The organism is Arthrobacter sp. P4_F11, assembly GCF_056401395.1.
Map to the genome: position 1 here is coordinate 1 of NZ_JBFUJK010000022.1, position 14,377 is coordinate 14,377.

Genomic DNA, 14,377 nt, shown 5'->3' on the forward strand with positions numbered 1-14,377 from the left:
CCCGCCCCACCCGAACCCGGAGCGCACAAAACGCCGACCAGATCCGGTCTTGAAATTTAGGGGATTGGCCGCCTCCGGTTCCCAGCATTTCCGCTGGTCTCCCTCGCGGCGACTTAGAAAACAATACACCCACCACGCCCCCACCGCAACTCCACCCCCCACACCCACCCCACCACCCAAAAACCCCGCCACCACAACCCAAAACCACCCAACCAGGCCCGCCGGCGCCGTAAACCCGCACTGTGTGGTGCGTCACCGCGGCACGGAACAGTGGGGGGCGTGAACTGCCAAGGCCTTAAACGCGAGAAGGGCCGGCAACCAAATGGTTGCCGGCCCTTCTTCAAGCCACTGGCTTCAGGTGTACTGAATTACCAGGAAGACTTCGTGATGCCCGGGAGCTCACCGCGGTGAGCCATGTCGCGGAAGCGAACACGGGAGATGCCGAACTTCTGGAAGGTACCGCGCGGACGGCCATCGATGATGTCGCGGTTACGCAGACGTACCGGTGAGGCGTTGCGGGGCAGCTTCTGCAGGCCGAGGCGGGCAGCTTCGCGTACTTCGTCGGTTGAGTTGGGATCAACCAGAGCCTTCTTCAGTTCGAGGCGCTTTGCAGCGTAACGCTCGACGATGACTTTACGCTGTTCGTTCTTAGCGATCATTGACTTCTTAGCCATGTGTTTAGCGCTCCTCTCGGAATTCGACGTGCTGGCGGATTTTGGGGTCGTACTTCTTCAGGACCAGACGGTCCGGGTCGTTACGACGGTTCTTGCGCGTCACGTAGGTGTAGCCCGTGCCCGCGGTCGACTTCAGCTTGATGATCGGACGTACGTCCTTATCCTTTGCCATTAGAGCTTCACTCCTCGTGCCAGGATGGCGGCGACGACTACGTCAATGCCGCGTACGTCGATGGTCTTGATGCCACGCGCAGAGACCTGCAGGGTGACATTGCGGCGCAGGGACGGAACCCAGTAGCGCTTCTTCTGGATGTTCGGGTCGAACCGGCGCTTGTTGCGACGGTGCGAGTGCGAAATGCTGTGTCCAAAGCCCGGCTCGGCTCCGGTCACCTGGCAGTGTGCTGCCATGACGACTCTCCTCAAAAAATATATGAAACGGCTAACGGAGTTCCCGTTGACCGTGCGTTGGGCGGCGTCCGCATCCGGCTCCCTCCCCCAACCGTCGTTGTCCGCGGGATTCAGGCAGACGGCACAAACCGTCTGGTTCCTCACTGCGGCGAAGATTGTGGGCCACGGGCACCTGGCGCCGGCGGTCTGTTGGACCGTCATTGCGAAGTGCCGGGATGCTGGGCGAATACAGGAATGCGCGCAACTTGAGCCCCTAACTACCGGCCTCCAGGACCGTCGATGTTTCAGACGGGTCCTGCCAACCGGAGCAATTGCGCACGCTCCGCGCCACCTAGCGCCTACCAAGTCTACGAGTTCGGCGATTTAAAGACCAATCCGTCGCTGAATGGTGTATGGGGCAGTGCCCCACAGCCAGTGCAGGCGTGGGGCCGGTGCCGTCCCAGGTCATATGCCCGACGAAGGCTTTTCACAGGGAAATGAAAGGCAGCGGGGCAATTCTGGATCCATGAACACACAACTTCTGACGAACCGTCCCGGGATTCGCCGCAGCTCCGATGGCGCTGTGAACCCCTTCAGGGCGCAGTACCGCCGGCGGTTGCTAAGAGCGGATCTGCTGACGGTCCTTTTCTGGGCGTCGCTGGCCGGCGCGGCCGCCTTGTGGCTGGCCGACGGCGGAATGGCCGGCTTCTCGACTCCAGCCGGTTCCTTCACCGCGCTGGGGATTGTGGCCGGCCTCGCCGGCATGGACCTGGTGCTTCTCATGCTGCTGCTGGCGGCCCGAATCCCACTCATCGACCAGACAGTCGGCCACGACCGTGCCCTTGAGTTGCACCGCAAGCTGGGCAAACCGGCCCTGTATCTGCTGCTGGCGCACGGAGTCCTCATTGCGATCGGCTACGGCATGGCGGAAGGGCTGGACCCCGTCAGCGAGTCGGTTGCCCTCTGGGTCCTTGTGCCTGACATGTGGCTGGCCTACATTTCCGTGCTCCTGTTCATCGCCGTCGTCATCACCTCCCTGGTGGCCGTCCGACGTCGGTTCCCTTACGAATTCTGGTACGCCGTCCACCTCCTGACGTACGCGGCCGTCCTGACCTCGCTCCCCCACCAGTTCAGTGTGGGCGGTCTCTTTGCCGAGGGAACCTGGCAGCGCTGGTACTGGCTGGCCCTCTGCATCGCGACCGGCGCCGCACTCCTCTACTACCGGGTGGTCCAGCCTGTGGCGGCAACATTCAGGCACCAGTTGACCGTCAAGCGTGTGGTGCGGGTGGCCCCCGGAGTGGTCAGCATTGAAATGTCCGGCCTTCGACTGGACGAACTGGCGGGCAGTGGCGGCCGGTTCTTTATCTGGCGGTTCCTGGCTCCGGGCCTGTGGTGGCATCCGCATCCGTTCAGCCTGTCCGCCGAACCCGTCCACTTCGACGCCGCCGGCCAGGGCACGCTGAGGATCACTGTCCGCAACCTGGGCAAGGGGTCATCCCAGCTGGCGTCGCTGAAGCCCGGCACCAAAGTGGCAGTGGAGGGACCGTACGGACTGTTCAGCACGTCCGCGCGGAGCCGCAACCATATGGTCATGGTGGGAGCCGGAATTGGCATCACGCCGGTTCGTGCCCTGCTGGAGAGCACGCCATTCCAGCCCGGCAACGCCACTGTCATTCTCCGCGGCCACAGTGAATCCGAGCTCTACCTGGGCGAGGAGATCCTCGATCTCTGCCGGCGCCGCGGCGCCACGCTCTTCCACTTGACCGGCTCCCGCCCGGCCGGCATCCAGACCTGGCTTCCGGAGCACGCGGCCCGTGCCGGCCACCGGCTTGCCAGTTATGACCCGAAGATCGCCGACGCCGATGTGTATGTCTGCGGCCCCTCCGCCTGGGCACACAACGTGCTTGAAGACGCCCGCGCAGCTGGCGTCAGGGAAGACCAAATCCACTACGAAAGGTTCGACTGGTGAGAACCCGCGCAGCAGTTTCAGCCGCCCTGGCCTCCGCCGGCATCCTCATCGCCGGCTGGCAGTCCGGCGCCCATGTAGCCGATACCGGCAGCTCCGTCGCAAGCGCGGCGGCCGGGACCACGGGGGCCACGGGTTCGTCCGGCTCAAGCGGAACGTCCAGCTCCAGCGGGACGTCCGACTCAACAGCTTCGTCCGGCGCGTCGGGGGCGGGCACCACAGGGGCCTCGGCCAAGGCCGTAGGGACGTACCCTGGCTCGGTCGTCCAGACCCGCTTCGGCTCCGTCCAGGTGCAGATCACCGTGCAGGCCGGGAAGATCACCGACGTCACGGCGCTCCAGCTGACCGATGCTGAACGCAAGTCCGTGCAGATCAGCAACCGGGCGGCCCCGCTCCTGCGCGACGAGGTGCTCCAGGCCCAGTCCGCGGACGTGCAGACCATCAGTGGTGCCACGGTGACTTCCGATGCGTACTTGAACTCCCTGCAGGCGGCCCTCGATGCAGCCAACCTCTGAGCTGGGCGGCTCTGCCCTGCAGGCCAGGACGTTTGGCTCGATGGGCACCGTCATCAGCCTGACCGTTCCAGCGGGGGCCGTTCCGGGAACTGCGGGCGGGGAGGGCGGGCTCGACGCCGCAAGCGCCGCCGTCGAGCGCGTCTTTGCCGGGTTGGACGAAACGTTCAGCCTGTACCGTCCCGACTCCGAGGCTAGCCGGCTGGCGCGCGGGGAGCTTTCCCTGCGGGACTCATCCGCCGCGATGCGGGACCGCTACGCGGAGGCGCTCAGCTGGCGGCTCAGGACGGAGGGCGCGTTCTCCCCGGAACGGCCCGACGGCGTGCTGGACCTTTCGGGGCTTATCAAGGGCTACGCGATCGGGCAGGCCGGTGAGGCATTGCGCAGCCGCGGGATCACCGACTGGTGCCTGAATGCCGGCGGCGACGTACTGGTGATGGGCTCGCCCGTGCCGGGCAGCGGAACCGCGTGGGCGGCCGGCGTCGTTGACCCGATGGACCGCTCAGCGCTGCTTGCCGCCTACGAGCTGGGCGGGCCTGGCACCCGGTGCGCCCTTGCGACGTCGGGCTCGGCGGAGCGCGGTGACCACATCTGGGCTGCGGGAACCGGAAGCCGGGCAGCGGGCTCCTCCGGCGCCGGGTTCGCCCAGGTTTCCGTGGCCGCGACGGACATTGTCACCGCCGATGTGCTCGCGACGGCGATCGTGGCCGGCGGGACCGCGATGCTGCACCGGGCCACGGACGGTTGGGAGATCGACGTCCTCGCGGTCCGCCGCAACGGGGAGCTGCTCGCGACGCGTGGGTTCCGCGCCTAGGGTGCCGTTCTAGAGGTGGGTCAGCTGGCCGTACTTCGGCTCCAGGCCGTCGCCGGACGACTTGCCGGTGACGCGCCGGACAACCCACGGGCCGGCGAATTCGCGGACCCACCGGGCATTCGCTCGGAGGGCGTCCACCCGGCTCAGCTCGGGAACCGGCGTCATGGGCGGGACGTCAATCGAGTGCTCGTGTGCCAGCACCGTGAGGACGCGCTTGGCCATGTTCGCGTGGCCGGCGGCAGACATGTGCATCCGGTCTGTGGCCCACATGCCCCAGTCGTAGTACTCGCTGAAACGCCAGTAGTCGACCAGCAGGGCCCCGTGGTCCCCGGCGATGCCGCGAACCAGTTCGTTGTAGATGGCCGTACGGCCGCGCATGGTGCCGAAAATCTTGGAGCCCCGCGCGTCGAAGCCGGTGAACATCACCACGGTGGCGCCGGTGGCCGTGAGCTTGCGGATCCCGGCATCGTATTCGGCCAGCAGGTCATCGATGTCGACCTTGGGCCGGAGGATGTCGTTGGCGCCAGCGTAGATGCTGACCAGGGTGGGATCGAGGGCGACGGCGGCATCGACCTGTTCGGCCAGGATCTGGCGGAGTTTCCGGCCGCGGATGGCAAGATTCGCGTACCCGAAGCCGGGATCGGCGGCGCCAAGCCCCTCTGCCACCCGGTCCGCCCAGCCCCGGACGCCGTTGGGCCGGGTAGGGTCGTCGTCGCCGACGCCTTCCGTAAAAGAGTCTCCAAGGGCTACATAGCGGGACGTGAAATCCATGGATCCAGTCTGCCAGCAGTTGCCGTGAGCAACAAAGACGGGGATGTCCGACGTCGGACTGCGGCGCCTTCGGCTGTCGCGCTTAGATGTCGCGCAGGATCCAGTGGTCGTCGTCGAGTCGGGCCACGATCTTTTCGCCGATCCGGGCCAGGTCCGCGACGTCCTCGGGGCTCAGGGCGTCGAGGAACAGTGAGCGGACCGCCTCAACATGCCCCGGGGCGAGTTTCACAATCGTCTGCATCCCGGCATCGGTCAGGTGGGCCGTGGTCACGCGGGCGTCGCCGGGGTGCGGCCTGCGCTCCAGCCAGCCGCGGTTCTGCAGCTTGGTGACCACATGCGAGAGCCGGGACAGGGAGGCGCTGGTGCGCGCGGCGAGCTCACTCATGGGCAGGAAGCGCCCTTCGGCCTCGGAAAGCATCGCCAGCACGTTGTAGTCGAACAGGGAAAGCTTGCCCGCGGCGTGGAGCTGGGTGTCCAGGGCGGCCGGCAGCATGGTGTTGATGCTGAGCTGGGCAAGCCAGGCCCGGCGTTCGTCGGCGTTGAGCCAGCGGGGTTCGGTCATGGCTACATTCTAGGAGACTGGAAGCTTGACGATTCAACTTCAGCCGAGGCAATTCCGGAAAACTTCCCGCCTGTCCGTGGCCAGCTACCGGTAGGCTGGCCGCATGTACGTAGTCTCCCTGACATACAAAGTCCCCGAGGACATTGTGGAGTTCCATCTTCCGGCGCACGTGACGTGGCTGCAGGCAGCCTTCGACGACGGCGTCTTCATGGTCGCGGGGCGCAAAATCCCCCGCACCGGCGGTCTGTTGCTCTCGAACGCGGACCGGGCCAGCCTTGACGCCGCACTGGCCAAGGACCCGTTCTACGTCAATGGTGTGGCTGAATTCGAGGTCATGGAATTCCACGCCAACAGGGTGGCTCCGGGCTACGAAAACCTGCTGGACAGCTGAGTCCCGGCGGCTACCCGGCGCCGGACTGGCCGATGGCGCGCTGGTCGTGCAGCAGTTTCTTCAGGCCGCCCTTGCGCGGGACCCGCACGGGTTCGGGCCAGCGCGGCCGGAGCTGATCGCCGAGGGTTACGCCCCGGAGCTTCCGCCCGAACAATGGCAATACCCAGTCGCGGACCCAGCGGCGCTGCCGGCGTTCCCACTCCCGCAGGCCCGGTTTCACGGGCGGTTCCCATTCCCTGGGTTTGATCTTGTGCGGCACGCCGAGGTGGTCCAGGACCTGTGAGGCGAGGTATTTGTGGCCTGCCTTGGACATATGCAGCCGGTCCGAATCCCACATCCGCGGGTCATGGAAGGCGTCGAAGCACCAGTAGTCCACCAGCACCGCGCCGTAGCGGCCGGCGATCTCGCGGACGCGCCGGTTATAGAAGGCGTTACGTTTCTTCAGCGGCTCCAGCAGCGCGGAGACCTTGACGTCGAAGCCGGTGAAGAGCACCAGCGTTGCCCCCGTGTCTGCGAGCGCAGCCACCAGGGACTCGTAGTCCCGCATGAGGGCCCCGATGTCCGTGCCGAAATCCAGGATGTCGTTGCCGCCCGCGTAGAGCGTGACGAGGGTCGGCTCCATGGCCACTGCGGGACCGAGCTGTTCGCCGGCTATGTGGCGCAGCCGTTTGCTGCGGATGGCCAAATTGGCGTACTCCCACCCCGGCTGCGCCTTGGCCAGCTTCTCCGCAACCCGGTCTGCCCAGCCCCGCACGCCATTGGGGAAGCGGGAATCGTAGTCCCCCACACCCTCGGTGAAGGAATCCCCCAAGGCAACAAAGACCCGCCGCCCGCCTCGATCCGGAAGCAAAGGAACTGAACCCATCCGTCCAAACTAACCCCCGCAAAAAGCTGCCAGGGAAAGGGAGAGTTAACCCAAGGTGACCGGCCCCGCGTCGCAACTGACGAGTCTCGTTTATGACAGGTGGGACGCACCGAAGGTGACCCACCCCCAAGACCGCACAAAGCAGCGGTTGCGGCCGCAAGTCGGGCAGGACCTGCGGGAGCGTCGGGGCGAGAACCGCAGGACCTGCGGGAGCGTCGCTTGGTGCCCGGGCTTTCCCCTGCCGCCAGTACCCCCTGAACGCGACCTGGTTCCGGTCGATCCCCACGTCTCGCACAAGGTACCGGCGCAGCTCCTTGACGGTGCCCGCGTCGCCCTGGAATGGAGCGCGGTCAGCGCAGGACGATGTCCACGGGGTTCGCCTCGGAGCGCCAGGTGCCCTCCGTGCCCGGACGTGCGGCAATCACCGGAGCCGTCAGGACGCCGGAACGGTTGGTGCGCTTGTCCCGGAGGATCTCCGTCACCGAGCCGAGGTGCCGGGAGAGGTCGATGACGTTCTCCGGCGCGGCCAGCAGGAGCTGGAAGCCGAACTCATGCAGCGCCTTGATGCCCGCGCCGGCGAATTCCTCCGAGGCGAGCACGAACGCCTCGTCCATCATGACAGTGCCGTACGTGGTGAACCCCTGCTCGGCGATGCCCAGCTGGTAGCTCAGCGCCGCCGCCATGATGAACGCGGTGAAGCGCTGCCGCTCGCCACCGGACATGGAGCCGGTGTCCGCGTGCATGTAGACCTCGGTCTTCTTCGCGCCCTTCGCCGCCCCCTTGGCACCGGCGCCCTTGGAACCGGCACCCTGGACTTCGCGGTGTTCCTTGCACTGGATGAACAGGTGGCCGCGGACGTCCAGCACTTCGGCCCGCCAGCGGCGGTCCTCTGGGGTCTGCGAGCCGAGCCGCTTCACGAGCGTTTCGAGTGACTTATAGCGGGTGGTGAGCTCGGCGTCGTCGTCCCTCTCCGCCCCGGACGCAGCGGCGGACGTTGCAGCGGACGTTGCAGCGGACGCTGCAGTAACGGTCTTGCCGGGCCGGGTGTGCCGGACCTTGAGCGCGTTCTGGATGGCGTCCTTGAACTGCTTCGCCGTCGCCGGCAGCGTCTGCTTGATGTCGAGTTCCAGGAAGCTGCCCTCGTGGAAGTTGACCTCGGACAGGATCCCGTTCAGCGGCAGGATGCGGCTCGTGATGGCGCGGCGCTCCTCGTCGAGCAGGTGCAGCAGGGTGGAAAAGGATTCGTGCGTCCGCTGGTTGAAGAACTGCCGGAACTCGGCCTCCTGGGCGGGCAGCCCGTCGCTGACAATCGCGTGGTAGCGGGATTCGAACTCCCCCGCGGCGCCGATCGAGGTGCCGTGGTCCGCGGAAATCGCCGTGCCCCACTCCCGGACGAAGCCCTCGAAAATGCGGGTGAGGCGCTCCGAGGTGGCCTGCCCGCGGGACTCGGCGACGTGCAGTTCGGCCAGGAGCCTGGTGCGGACCTGGTTGGCGAGGTTGTCTAGTTCGTGCATCTCCAGGACGTCACCGAAGCCGGTGAAGTACGGTTCCAGCGCGGCGACGCCGGCGTCCGACGGCGGTGCCTGCGCCAGCCGGGTGCGTGCGGCATCGAGCAGCGCACCAGCGGCGGTCATGCGCGCATCGAGGGCCTTGTACTCGCTTTGCAGCACGGCCGCGGATTCGGTGCTGGACTGGTGCTTGTGCCGCGCGGCTTCGATGCTGGCGCGAAGCGGTTCGAGGTCGGCCTGTGCGGCGAGGGCGTCCTTGAGGCGCTGCTCGATCCGGGCGAGCTCCTCGCCGGCCACGGCAGCCGAGACCTGTTCCCAGGGCCGGTGGTCCTCGGCCACCCGGCGCAAGGCTTCAAGCTGCCGGGTCATGCCCTGGTGCGACTCTTCCCGGCTTTGCGCCAGCTCGGCGGCTTTGGCCAGCTCCTGCTGCAGGTCCTCAACCTGGGCCGCCACCAGTTCGAGCTTGGCGGCATTGTCGAACCCGAGGACGTAGTCCTGGCGGGACGTGAAGCGGTCATCCTTTTCCACCGTGTGGCGGTTGCGCTTGACCACACCGCCCAGGCTCAGGCCCTTGTCCAGGCCGGCGAGCTCGTCCGGGTTTTCCACACACGGGTAGGCGAAGTCGAGGGCAATCCGTTCGCGGAGCCAGGCGCTGGACTGCGCAAGCGCCTGGGCGTGTGGCCCGGCGGGCAGCCCGGCATCGGTGAGGAAACTGAGCTTGGTCAGCAGGTCGCGATCGGCCACGTCCTCGACGGCCAGCGCACCGCCGGCCAGGGGCCGGGAGACGTCCACGGCACGCAGCGCTCCGCGCACGGAATGGTCGTTGAGGTAACGGGTGACTGCCGCGAAGTGCTCGCCCGGGACCAGCAGCGTAGTGGCCAGGCTCCGCAGCGCGCGCTCAGCAGCCGGGCGCCAGTGTTCCTGGCCTTCGGCAAGGTCGATCAGCTCGCCGCCGAAGGGCATCTGCTCCTCGGGCACGCCCGTGGCAGCGGCAATGGCGCTCCGGTTTTCAATGCTCGACGGCGGCAGCAACGATTTGCGCGTCTTCAGCGAGACGAGCTCCTGCTGGGCCGCGGCGAGTTCGCGCTTCCGGGTGGCGTGGCCATCAAAGGCCTCGAAGCGCAGTTCCTTGAGCGCTTCGGAATCGTCCTGGAGCTCAGCCGAGCGTGCCGCGGCGTGCTCGTGGGCCTGATCCCAGCCGGCGGCCGACCACTGCAGTTCCAGCCCGGCGTCGGTCAGCGCCTTGCGGGTCGATGCCTCGACTTCCTGCCGGAGCTTGAGTCCCACCCGGGCGTTCTCCAGGGACTGCTCGATCGCGGAAATCGCGTTGCCGCCCTGGTTGTTGTACTCGCCCTCCAGCTGGCGCAGTTCCTTGGCGAAGCCGTCACGGACAGCGCGTTCGGCGGCCAGGCCCGTGGCCTTCGCCTGGGCCAGCTCCTTCAGCCGGGCCAGGGTCTTCTCGTGGATTGTGACCGCGAGCTGCTGCTTGTAGGCCTCGAATTCCTCACCTGTTAGGTCCCGCAGCCGGTTCGCGTCCAGGAGCGCCTGCGCGTATTCCTTGTTCAGCCCGGGGACGGGGGCCAGCTGGTCGCGCTGCTGCCGGACGTCCTCGAGGCGCTGCCGGATGGACATGAGGTTGCTGAATTCCTCGACGACGTCATCCGCCGCGGCCAGCGTGGCAGGGGCATCGAGGACCTGGTCGCGGAAGAAGGTGTTGACGCTGCCGCCGAGTCCCTTGCCGGCCTGGATGACGCGCAGCAGCGGAAGGGCCTGATCCGAGTTGATGCCGAGGAGACGGCGGAATCGTTCGGCGAAGGCCTTGTGGACGTCGAAGATCTGGGCGTCCGGGAAGATCGCGTCCAGCGCCGACTTGGTGAACCGCTTCTCCGCGATGCCCTCGATCGCCGCGAGGTCCAGCGGCTTGTTGTCGATCACGTAGTACCGGCCGACGCTGGATTCCGTGCCGTTCTTGGGCAGGTCGAAAAGCGCCGAAACCGTCACCCGCGTGCCGGCCGCGTTGTCGAACGTCAGCGCGACGGCGGACCAGGTCGCGCCGGGGCGCTGGAACGCACTCGCCGAGCCCTCCCCCACGGCCTTGTCGCCTACCTTGCCGCGCATGTACGTGAACGTGGTGCGCTTGTCCTCGACGGCGCCGCCTGCCCGCTGTGCCGCCGCTTCGTTGGAGCGGGGACGGGCGTCGAAGACCCGAAGCATGGCATCGAACAGCGTGGACTTTCCGACGCCCGAATTGCCGGTCAGCAGCGTGCCGTTGCGGTCCACGTGCATCGTGTGGGCGCCATGGAATGTGCCCCAGTTGACCACCTGGACCAGGGCCAGGCGCATCTGGCCGGGGTTGGTGAGCTCGCCCATCGGCAGCATGGTTGCGATGCTCACTTGTTGGTCTCCGTGTTCGTGGTTGCGTCGGGCGACGACGGCGATGCCGCTCCCGGGGCGGCATCGCCGTCGTCGCTGGTCGGGTCACCGACGGTGGCGGCATCGGCGTCGTCGTCCGGGTCGTCCTCCGCGTTTGCCGAGGTGTCGGTGTCGAGCTCCAGGAGCGGCTCCGTTCCCGACTGGTCTGTGCTGGCTGCCACCAGGGCTTCGATTTGGGCCGGGATGTCGCCGATGTTTTCGAACGGCAGGGCCAGCGGGAGGGCGTTGGAGATGGTGTAGACCTCGTCCAGGCCCGTGGCGAGCAGGAGCTGACGGGCCAGGAGCTTGGTGATAGCGCGATTGACGACGTCGGCATCGCGCAGGGCGTCCTGCTGGCCGGTGGGCTGGTAGTGGGCGACGAGTTCGGCGATTTCCTCGCGCGTGATCGTCGGGTCCGTCTGGGCGGTGACGTGCCGGTCCAGGAGCAGGCGCAGGCGGAGCAGGACGATGGTCTCGACCCGACTCAGGGCACGCTGCTGGCGCAGGATACTGGACCGCGTACTGCCGCCGATCGCCTCGGGGTCAACCGGGCGCAGGACGGCGACCTTGCGCTCGTGGTCCAGTTGCAGCGTCAGGAAGAGTTCGGAGAGGCGGCTGCGCAGGATCAGCCGGTTGTCCAGGAGCGTGGTCCACAGTTTTTCGTCGCGGCCGCCGTCGATGTAGGGGCCTTTGAGCAGCTTCACGAGCGCCTGCCGCACCTTCATGGGCAGCACGCCGGTGTCGCCCGGGAAGAGCGCGGCGCCGTCGACGAACGTGTCCCGGGGGGTGACGGTGAAGGGGTCGCTGCGGACGTGGGCGCCATCGCTGTCCGCGGGCAAAGACTCGGGCGCGGACTGCAGGTCCGCCGCCGCGGTCTCGGTCACAGCCTCGGTCGCGGTCTCGGTCAGGGTCTCGGTCAGGGTCTCGGTCACAGTCTCTTCAGTCATGGTCAATCCTTCGCGAGCGTGACGACGGGCAGGTAAGCGGTGCGGGTGGTGCCGTCGATTTGTTCGAATTCGATGGGTCCCCAGGTCCCCCGGTCGAAGCCGGCGCCTTCATGGAGGGTCTGCGACAACAGGGCCCGGATGGAGTTGATGTGGCGTTCCTCTGCCGGCAGCTGCGCCCAGGCCTCGGTGAGGGTTGAGGCCCCCGCGAGCGCGGCGCGGATGGCCTCCGGCTTGGCCTTGGCGGTCCGGGGCGAGCGCGCCCGGTCCGAGTCGGAGAACGCGATGGGGTCGGCCAGCTTGGGTGGAGCCGCGAATTCGTCAGGGTCGAAGAGCTTGACCATGGCCAGGGACTCGAAACCGGCGCTGAACAGCACCGGGCCGCGGACAAGGCCGGGCCGTTCGCGCTCGTACGGCAGGGTGCGGATCGCCTGCTCAGCCTCGCGCAGGACCTTCCGGAGCCGGACCGACTGCCGGAAGTCGTCACTTTGGACGTAGGTGTTGAGGCTCTCGCTGAGCTTGCCGTAGATCCGCTGGATCTGGCTGTGCTGGGTGCGGAGTTCCGCCACAAGGTTCTTCAGCGTCTCGCGTTCATCGTGGCTGAGCTCGTCCGCGAACTGCCGGCTCAGGACTTCGCCGATCGCCGACCGGAACCTCAACTGCTGTTGCGGGTCCTCCAGGAACGCGGTGAAGGAGCGGAACGTCCGGCCTTCGGGGCTCTGCCGCAGCCGCTTGTCGGCCTCGAGCACCTGGGCCATGGTGGCGCCCTTGCTGAGCGATTCCTCGATGATCTGGTTGCGCAGCTCCCCCACGAGCTCTTCGATCCGGTCACGCATCTTCTTGTAGTCCGCGGGCAGGCTGGCCGCAAGATCGAGGATGTTGCCTGCCGCCTCCACGGCCTCGTCGTCGTCGAGCAGCCCGTCGAAATCGCCGGAGCTGATGTCTTCCATCAGCTGGCGGCGCTCGTCGATCTCCTCTTCGAGGGATTCAATGCGTGCGCTCTGGTCCGGATTGGTCTCGTTGGCGAGCTTCTCGACGTCGCCCAGCAGTGTGCCGAGCCGGGAGCCGTTCAGCGTGGACCGCTCACTGGAGAGGCTGTCCAGGAAAGCCAGGACGCGGGCAGCAGGCTCCGTGACTTCGTAAACGATCTGGCCCGACTGGTTCCGGCGGGTCAGGAAGTTCTTGCGGGTCCATTCGTCCGCGTATTTCTTTCCGGAAAGTGTGCCGTTGGCCGAGCCGCCGTGCTGCTCTCCCGTGCCGGGGGCCTGCCGACGAAGCTGCTCGAGGAAGGCGTCGACGTCGGCGTGGAACTGTTCCAGCGGCAGCTGCGCGCGCGTGCGGGTGAAGGAAGCCTGTAGCACGGCGATCACCCAAGGCGCCGAACGCGTCAGCGCCCAGGCAGGTCCCTTGGTAAGGAGCTCAAGGTCCCGGAGCCGGGTGCTGATGGCGTCGGCTGATGACACGGCGGAACGGGACACGCGCTCTCCTTCGGCTGCCAGGGGATGGATTGGGGTGGCGTTGCGGGGCAGCGGATTCGAAAAACTGCCAGCTACAAGGTTAACGCAGGGCCCCGTCCGCATTTATCGTTGTCTGCTCCCCTATGTCGGCGCACACTGGAATGACCAGCCGAAGGGAGACGATCATGCGCAAGAGAATGATCTGGATCACCGGGGCGGCCTCTGCAGCGGTGGTGCTGGGGGGAGCGTCAATTGCGGTCGGGGCCACCCAGGCCAGGGATGTCTGGTCCGGAAGTGCGGGCACCCTCACCGCCAGGATCGGGAACTTTGAGATCGGTGACGATTCCGATGGACCGGCGCTCAGTGACGCCGACCGTGCCATGGCAACCCAGGCCGCGTTGGCGAAGGTGGGCCAGGGCAGCGTCACCGAAGTGGAGCGGGATGACGACTCCGGCGCGGCCTACGAGGTCGAGGTACGCCTCAACGACGGGTCCCAGGTCGAAGTCGCCCTCGGCGCGGACTTCCAGGTCATGAGCCAGAGCGCCCCTGAACACGACGAAGACTGACACCGGGCAGCCTCCCGGCACTGACAAGAGGTGCGACCCCCGCGATCGGTGAGGGGGCCGCAACACCGCCGTGACCTACGCCCCGGTAGCATTTCGATCCCGTATCAAGAGGCCGCCAATGTCCAAAGGACCCTAGTTCAGCACGCCCACGGCACCCTACGCTCGGGCTACTGGTTCAACCGGAGCAATGGTGCAGGGGGAAGAATGCAGTTCGACCTAAGCGCAGTGGAAACCGGCACGATGGTGGTCATTGGAACCCTCGTGTTTGCCGTGATGATCGGCGCCTTCATGATGATGTCCGCGTTCGCGGCCATGGTTTTGGTCGGTGTCGGCCGGCTCGCCTGGTACCTCGTGGCCGGCGCGCTGGTGGGCCTGGTCCACGGCATCAACCACGGTTGGGACCGGCTGGTCCACCACGCCTCAACGGTGGAGATGCCCGCCGATTTCCAGGTCGACTTCGGCACGGACTTCCGGTCCGACTTTCCGGGCCAGGCCTCCCCTGGCACAGGCACTTACCCGCGAGTAGTATTGCGGGACAGCTGAAGGGT

At 66.8% G+C, this 14,377-nt stretch carries 15 protein-coding genes and 1 pseudogene; 6 read left to right on the forward strand and 10 right to left on the reverse strand.

What is annotated here, in order from left to right; translation table 11 throughout:
• Positions 1-368 precede the first annotated feature (368 nt).
• The 3 genes from rpsN to rpmB are packed head-to-tail and all read right to left on the reverse strand — an operon-like array spanning position 369 to position 1,082.
• Positions 369-674 (reverse strand): 30S ribosomal protein S14, encoded by a 306-nt coding sequence (gene rpsN / locus AC1DRO_RS19435; RefSeq protein WP_026266887.1) that lies wholly within the window; start codon positions 672-674, stop codon positions 369-371.
• A 4-nt stretch (positions 675-678) separates the two neighbouring features.
• Positions 679-846, reverse strand: coding sequence for a 50S ribosomal protein L33 (rpmG, locus tag AC1DRO_RS19440; RefSeq protein ID WP_003798558.1), 168 nt, complete (start codon positions 844-846; stop codon positions 679-681).
• On the reverse strand, positions 846-1,082 hold the full coding sequence (rpmB, locus tag AC1DRO_RS19445; RefSeq protein WP_011693744.1) for a 50S ribosomal protein L28: 237 nt from the start codon (positions 1,080-1,082) through the stop codon (positions 846-848). The genes rpmG and rpmB overlap by 1 nt, the downstream gene beginning before the upstream one ends.
• Positions 1,083-1,587: 505 nt before the next feature.
• Here rpmB and AC1DRO_RS19450 point away from each other — a divergent pair.
• From AC1DRO_RS19450 to AC1DRO_RS19460, 3 genes are read left to right on the forward strand one after another with little or no spacing between them, the layout of a single operon-like run.
• Positions 1,588-3,030 (forward strand): ferredoxin reductase family protein, encoded by a 1,443-nt coding sequence (locus AC1DRO_RS19450; protein ID WP_476952077.1) that lies wholly within the window; start codon positions 1,588-1,590, stop codon positions 3,028-3,030.
• The gene (locus AC1DRO_RS19455; RefSeq protein ID WP_476952078.1) at positions 3,027-3,542 is read left to right on the forward strand and encodes an FMN-binding protein; all 516 of its coding nucleotides are present in this window, start codon (positions 3,027-3,029) and stop codon (positions 3,540-3,542) included. The genes AC1DRO_RS19450 and AC1DRO_RS19455 overlap by 4 nt, the downstream gene beginning before the upstream one ends.
• A gap of 40 nt (positions 3,543-3,582) precedes the next feature.
• Positions 3,583-4,353 (forward strand): FAD:protein FMN transferase, encoded by a 771-nt coding sequence (locus AC1DRO_RS19460; RefSeq protein WP_476952111.1) that lies wholly within the window; start codon positions 3,583-3,585, stop codon positions 4,351-4,353.
• A gap of 9 nt (positions 4,354-4,362) precedes the next feature.
• Here the strand turns inward: AC1DRO_RS19460 and AC1DRO_RS19465 are convergent, their stop codons facing one another.
• On the reverse strand, positions 4,363-5,124 hold the full coding sequence (locus AC1DRO_RS19465; RefSeq protein WP_476952079.1) for an SGNH/GDSL hydrolase family protein: 762 nt from the start codon (positions 5,122-5,124) through the stop codon (positions 4,363-4,365).
• 82 nt (positions 5,125-5,206) lie between these two features.
• The gene (locus AC1DRO_RS19470; protein ID WP_223915074.1) at positions 5,207-5,686 is read right to left on the reverse strand and encodes a MarR family winged helix-turn-helix transcriptional regulator; all 480 of its coding nucleotides are present in this window, start codon (positions 5,684-5,686) and stop codon (positions 5,207-5,209) included.
• Between the two features lie 103 nt (positions 5,687-5,789).
• On the opposite strand from AC1DRO_RS19470, the gene AC1DRO_RS19475 reads away from it, so the two are divergent.
• Positions 5,790-6,077, forward strand: a complete 288-nt coding sequence (locus AC1DRO_RS19475) for a YciI family protein (RefSeq protein WP_018776102.1) — start codon at positions 5,790-5,792, stop codon at positions 6,075-6,077.
• A gap of 10 nt (positions 6,078-6,087) precedes the next feature.
• On the opposite strand, the gene AC1DRO_RS19480 is transcribed toward AC1DRO_RS19475, so the two are convergent.
• The 5 genes and pseudogenes from AC1DRO_RS19480 to AC1DRO_RS19500 form a co-directional block, all read right to left on the reverse strand.
• Positions 6,088-6,942, reverse strand: coding sequence for an SGNH/GDSL hydrolase family protein (locus AC1DRO_RS19480; protein WP_476952080.1), 855 nt, complete (start codon positions 6,940-6,942; stop codon positions 6,088-6,090).
• A gap of 229 nt (positions 6,943-7,171) precedes the next feature.
• Positions 7,172-7,276: pseudogene (locus AC1DRO_RS19485) on the reverse strand (SIP domain-containing protein); the annotation flags it as partial.
• Between the two features lie 16 nt (positions 7,277-7,292).
• Entirely contained in the window at positions 7,293-10,844 is a 3,552-nt protein-coding gene (locus AC1DRO_RS19490) for an ATP-binding protein (protein WP_476952081.1), read from the reverse strand.
• Entirely contained in the window at positions 10,841-11,809 is a 969-nt protein-coding gene (locus tag AC1DRO_RS19495) for a DUF4194 domain-containing protein (RefSeq protein ID WP_476952082.1), read from the reverse strand. The genes AC1DRO_RS19490 and AC1DRO_RS19495 overlap by 4 nt, the downstream gene beginning before the upstream one ends.
• Positions 11,810-11,811: 2 nt before the next feature.
• Positions 11,812-13,284 carry a DUF3375 family protein gene (locus AC1DRO_RS19500; RefSeq protein ID WP_476952083.1) on the reverse strand — a complete coding sequence of 491 codons (1,473 nt, stop codon included), beginning with the start codon at positions 13,282-13,284 and terminating at the stop codon, positions 11,812-11,814.
• Positions 13,285-13,448: 164 nt separating this feature from the next.
• On the opposite strand from AC1DRO_RS19500, the gene AC1DRO_RS19505 reads away from it, so the two are divergent.
• Entirely contained in the window at positions 13,449-13,829 is a 381-nt protein-coding gene (locus tag AC1DRO_RS19505) for a PepSY domain-containing protein (protein WP_476952084.1), read from the forward strand.
• Between the two features lie 204 nt (positions 13,830-14,033).
• The gene (locus AC1DRO_RS19510; protein WP_476952085.1) at positions 14,034-14,372 is read left to right on the forward strand and encodes a hypothetical protein; all 339 of its coding nucleotides are present in this window, start codon (positions 14,034-14,036) and stop codon (positions 14,370-14,372) included.
• Positions 14,373-14,377 lie beyond the last annotated feature (5 nt).

Bases quoted from the DNA above. Each gene is read 5' to 3' on its own strand.
- AC1DRO_RS19475 (WP_018776102.1), top strand. From the start codon at position 5,790: ATGTACGTAGTCTCCCTGACATACAAAGTCCCCGAGGACATTGTGGAG.
- AC1DRO_RS19465 (WP_476952079.1), bottom strand. From the start codon at position 5,124: ATGGATTTCACGTCCCGCTATGTAGCCCTTGGAGACTCTTTTACGGAA.
- AC1DRO_RS19510 (WP_476952085.1), top strand. From the start codon at position 14,034: ATGCAGTTCGACCTAAGCGCAGTGGAAACCGGCACGATGGTGGTCATT.
- AC1DRO_RS19505 (WP_476952084.1), top strand. From the start codon at position 13,449: ATGCGCAAGAGAATGATCTGGATCACCGGGGCGGCCTCTGCAGCGGTG.
- rpmG (WP_003798558.1), bottom strand. From the start codon at position 846: ATGGCAAAGGATAAGGACGTACGTCCGATCATCAAGCTGAAGTCGACC.
- AC1DRO_RS19460 (WP_476952111.1), top strand. From the start codon at position 3,583: ATGGGCACCGTCATCAGCCTGACCGTTCCAGCGGGGGCCGTTCCGGGA.
- AC1DRO_RS19480 (WP_476952080.1), bottom strand. From the start codon at position 6,942: ATGGGTTCAGTTCCTTTGCTTCCGGATCGAGGCGGGCGGCGGGTCTTT.
- rpmB (WP_011693744.1), bottom strand. From the start codon at position 1,082: ATGGCAGCACACTGCCAGGTGACCGGAGCCGAGCCGGGCTTTGGACAC.
- AC1DRO_RS19450 (WP_476952077.1), top strand. From the start codon at position 1,588: ATGAACACACAACTTCTGACGAACCGTCCCGGGATTCGCCGCAGCTCC.
- AC1DRO_RS19495 (WP_476952082.1), bottom strand. From the start codon at position 11,809: ATGACTGAAGAGACTGTGACCGAGACCCTGACCGAGACCCTGACCGAG.
- AC1DRO_RS19470 (WP_223915074.1), bottom strand. From the start codon at position 5,686: ATGACCGAACCCCGCTGGCTCAACGCCGACGAACGCCGGGCCTGGCTT.
- rpsN (WP_026266887.1), bottom strand. From the start codon at position 674: ATGGCTAAGAAGTCAATGATCGCTAAGAACGAACAGCGTAAAGTCATC.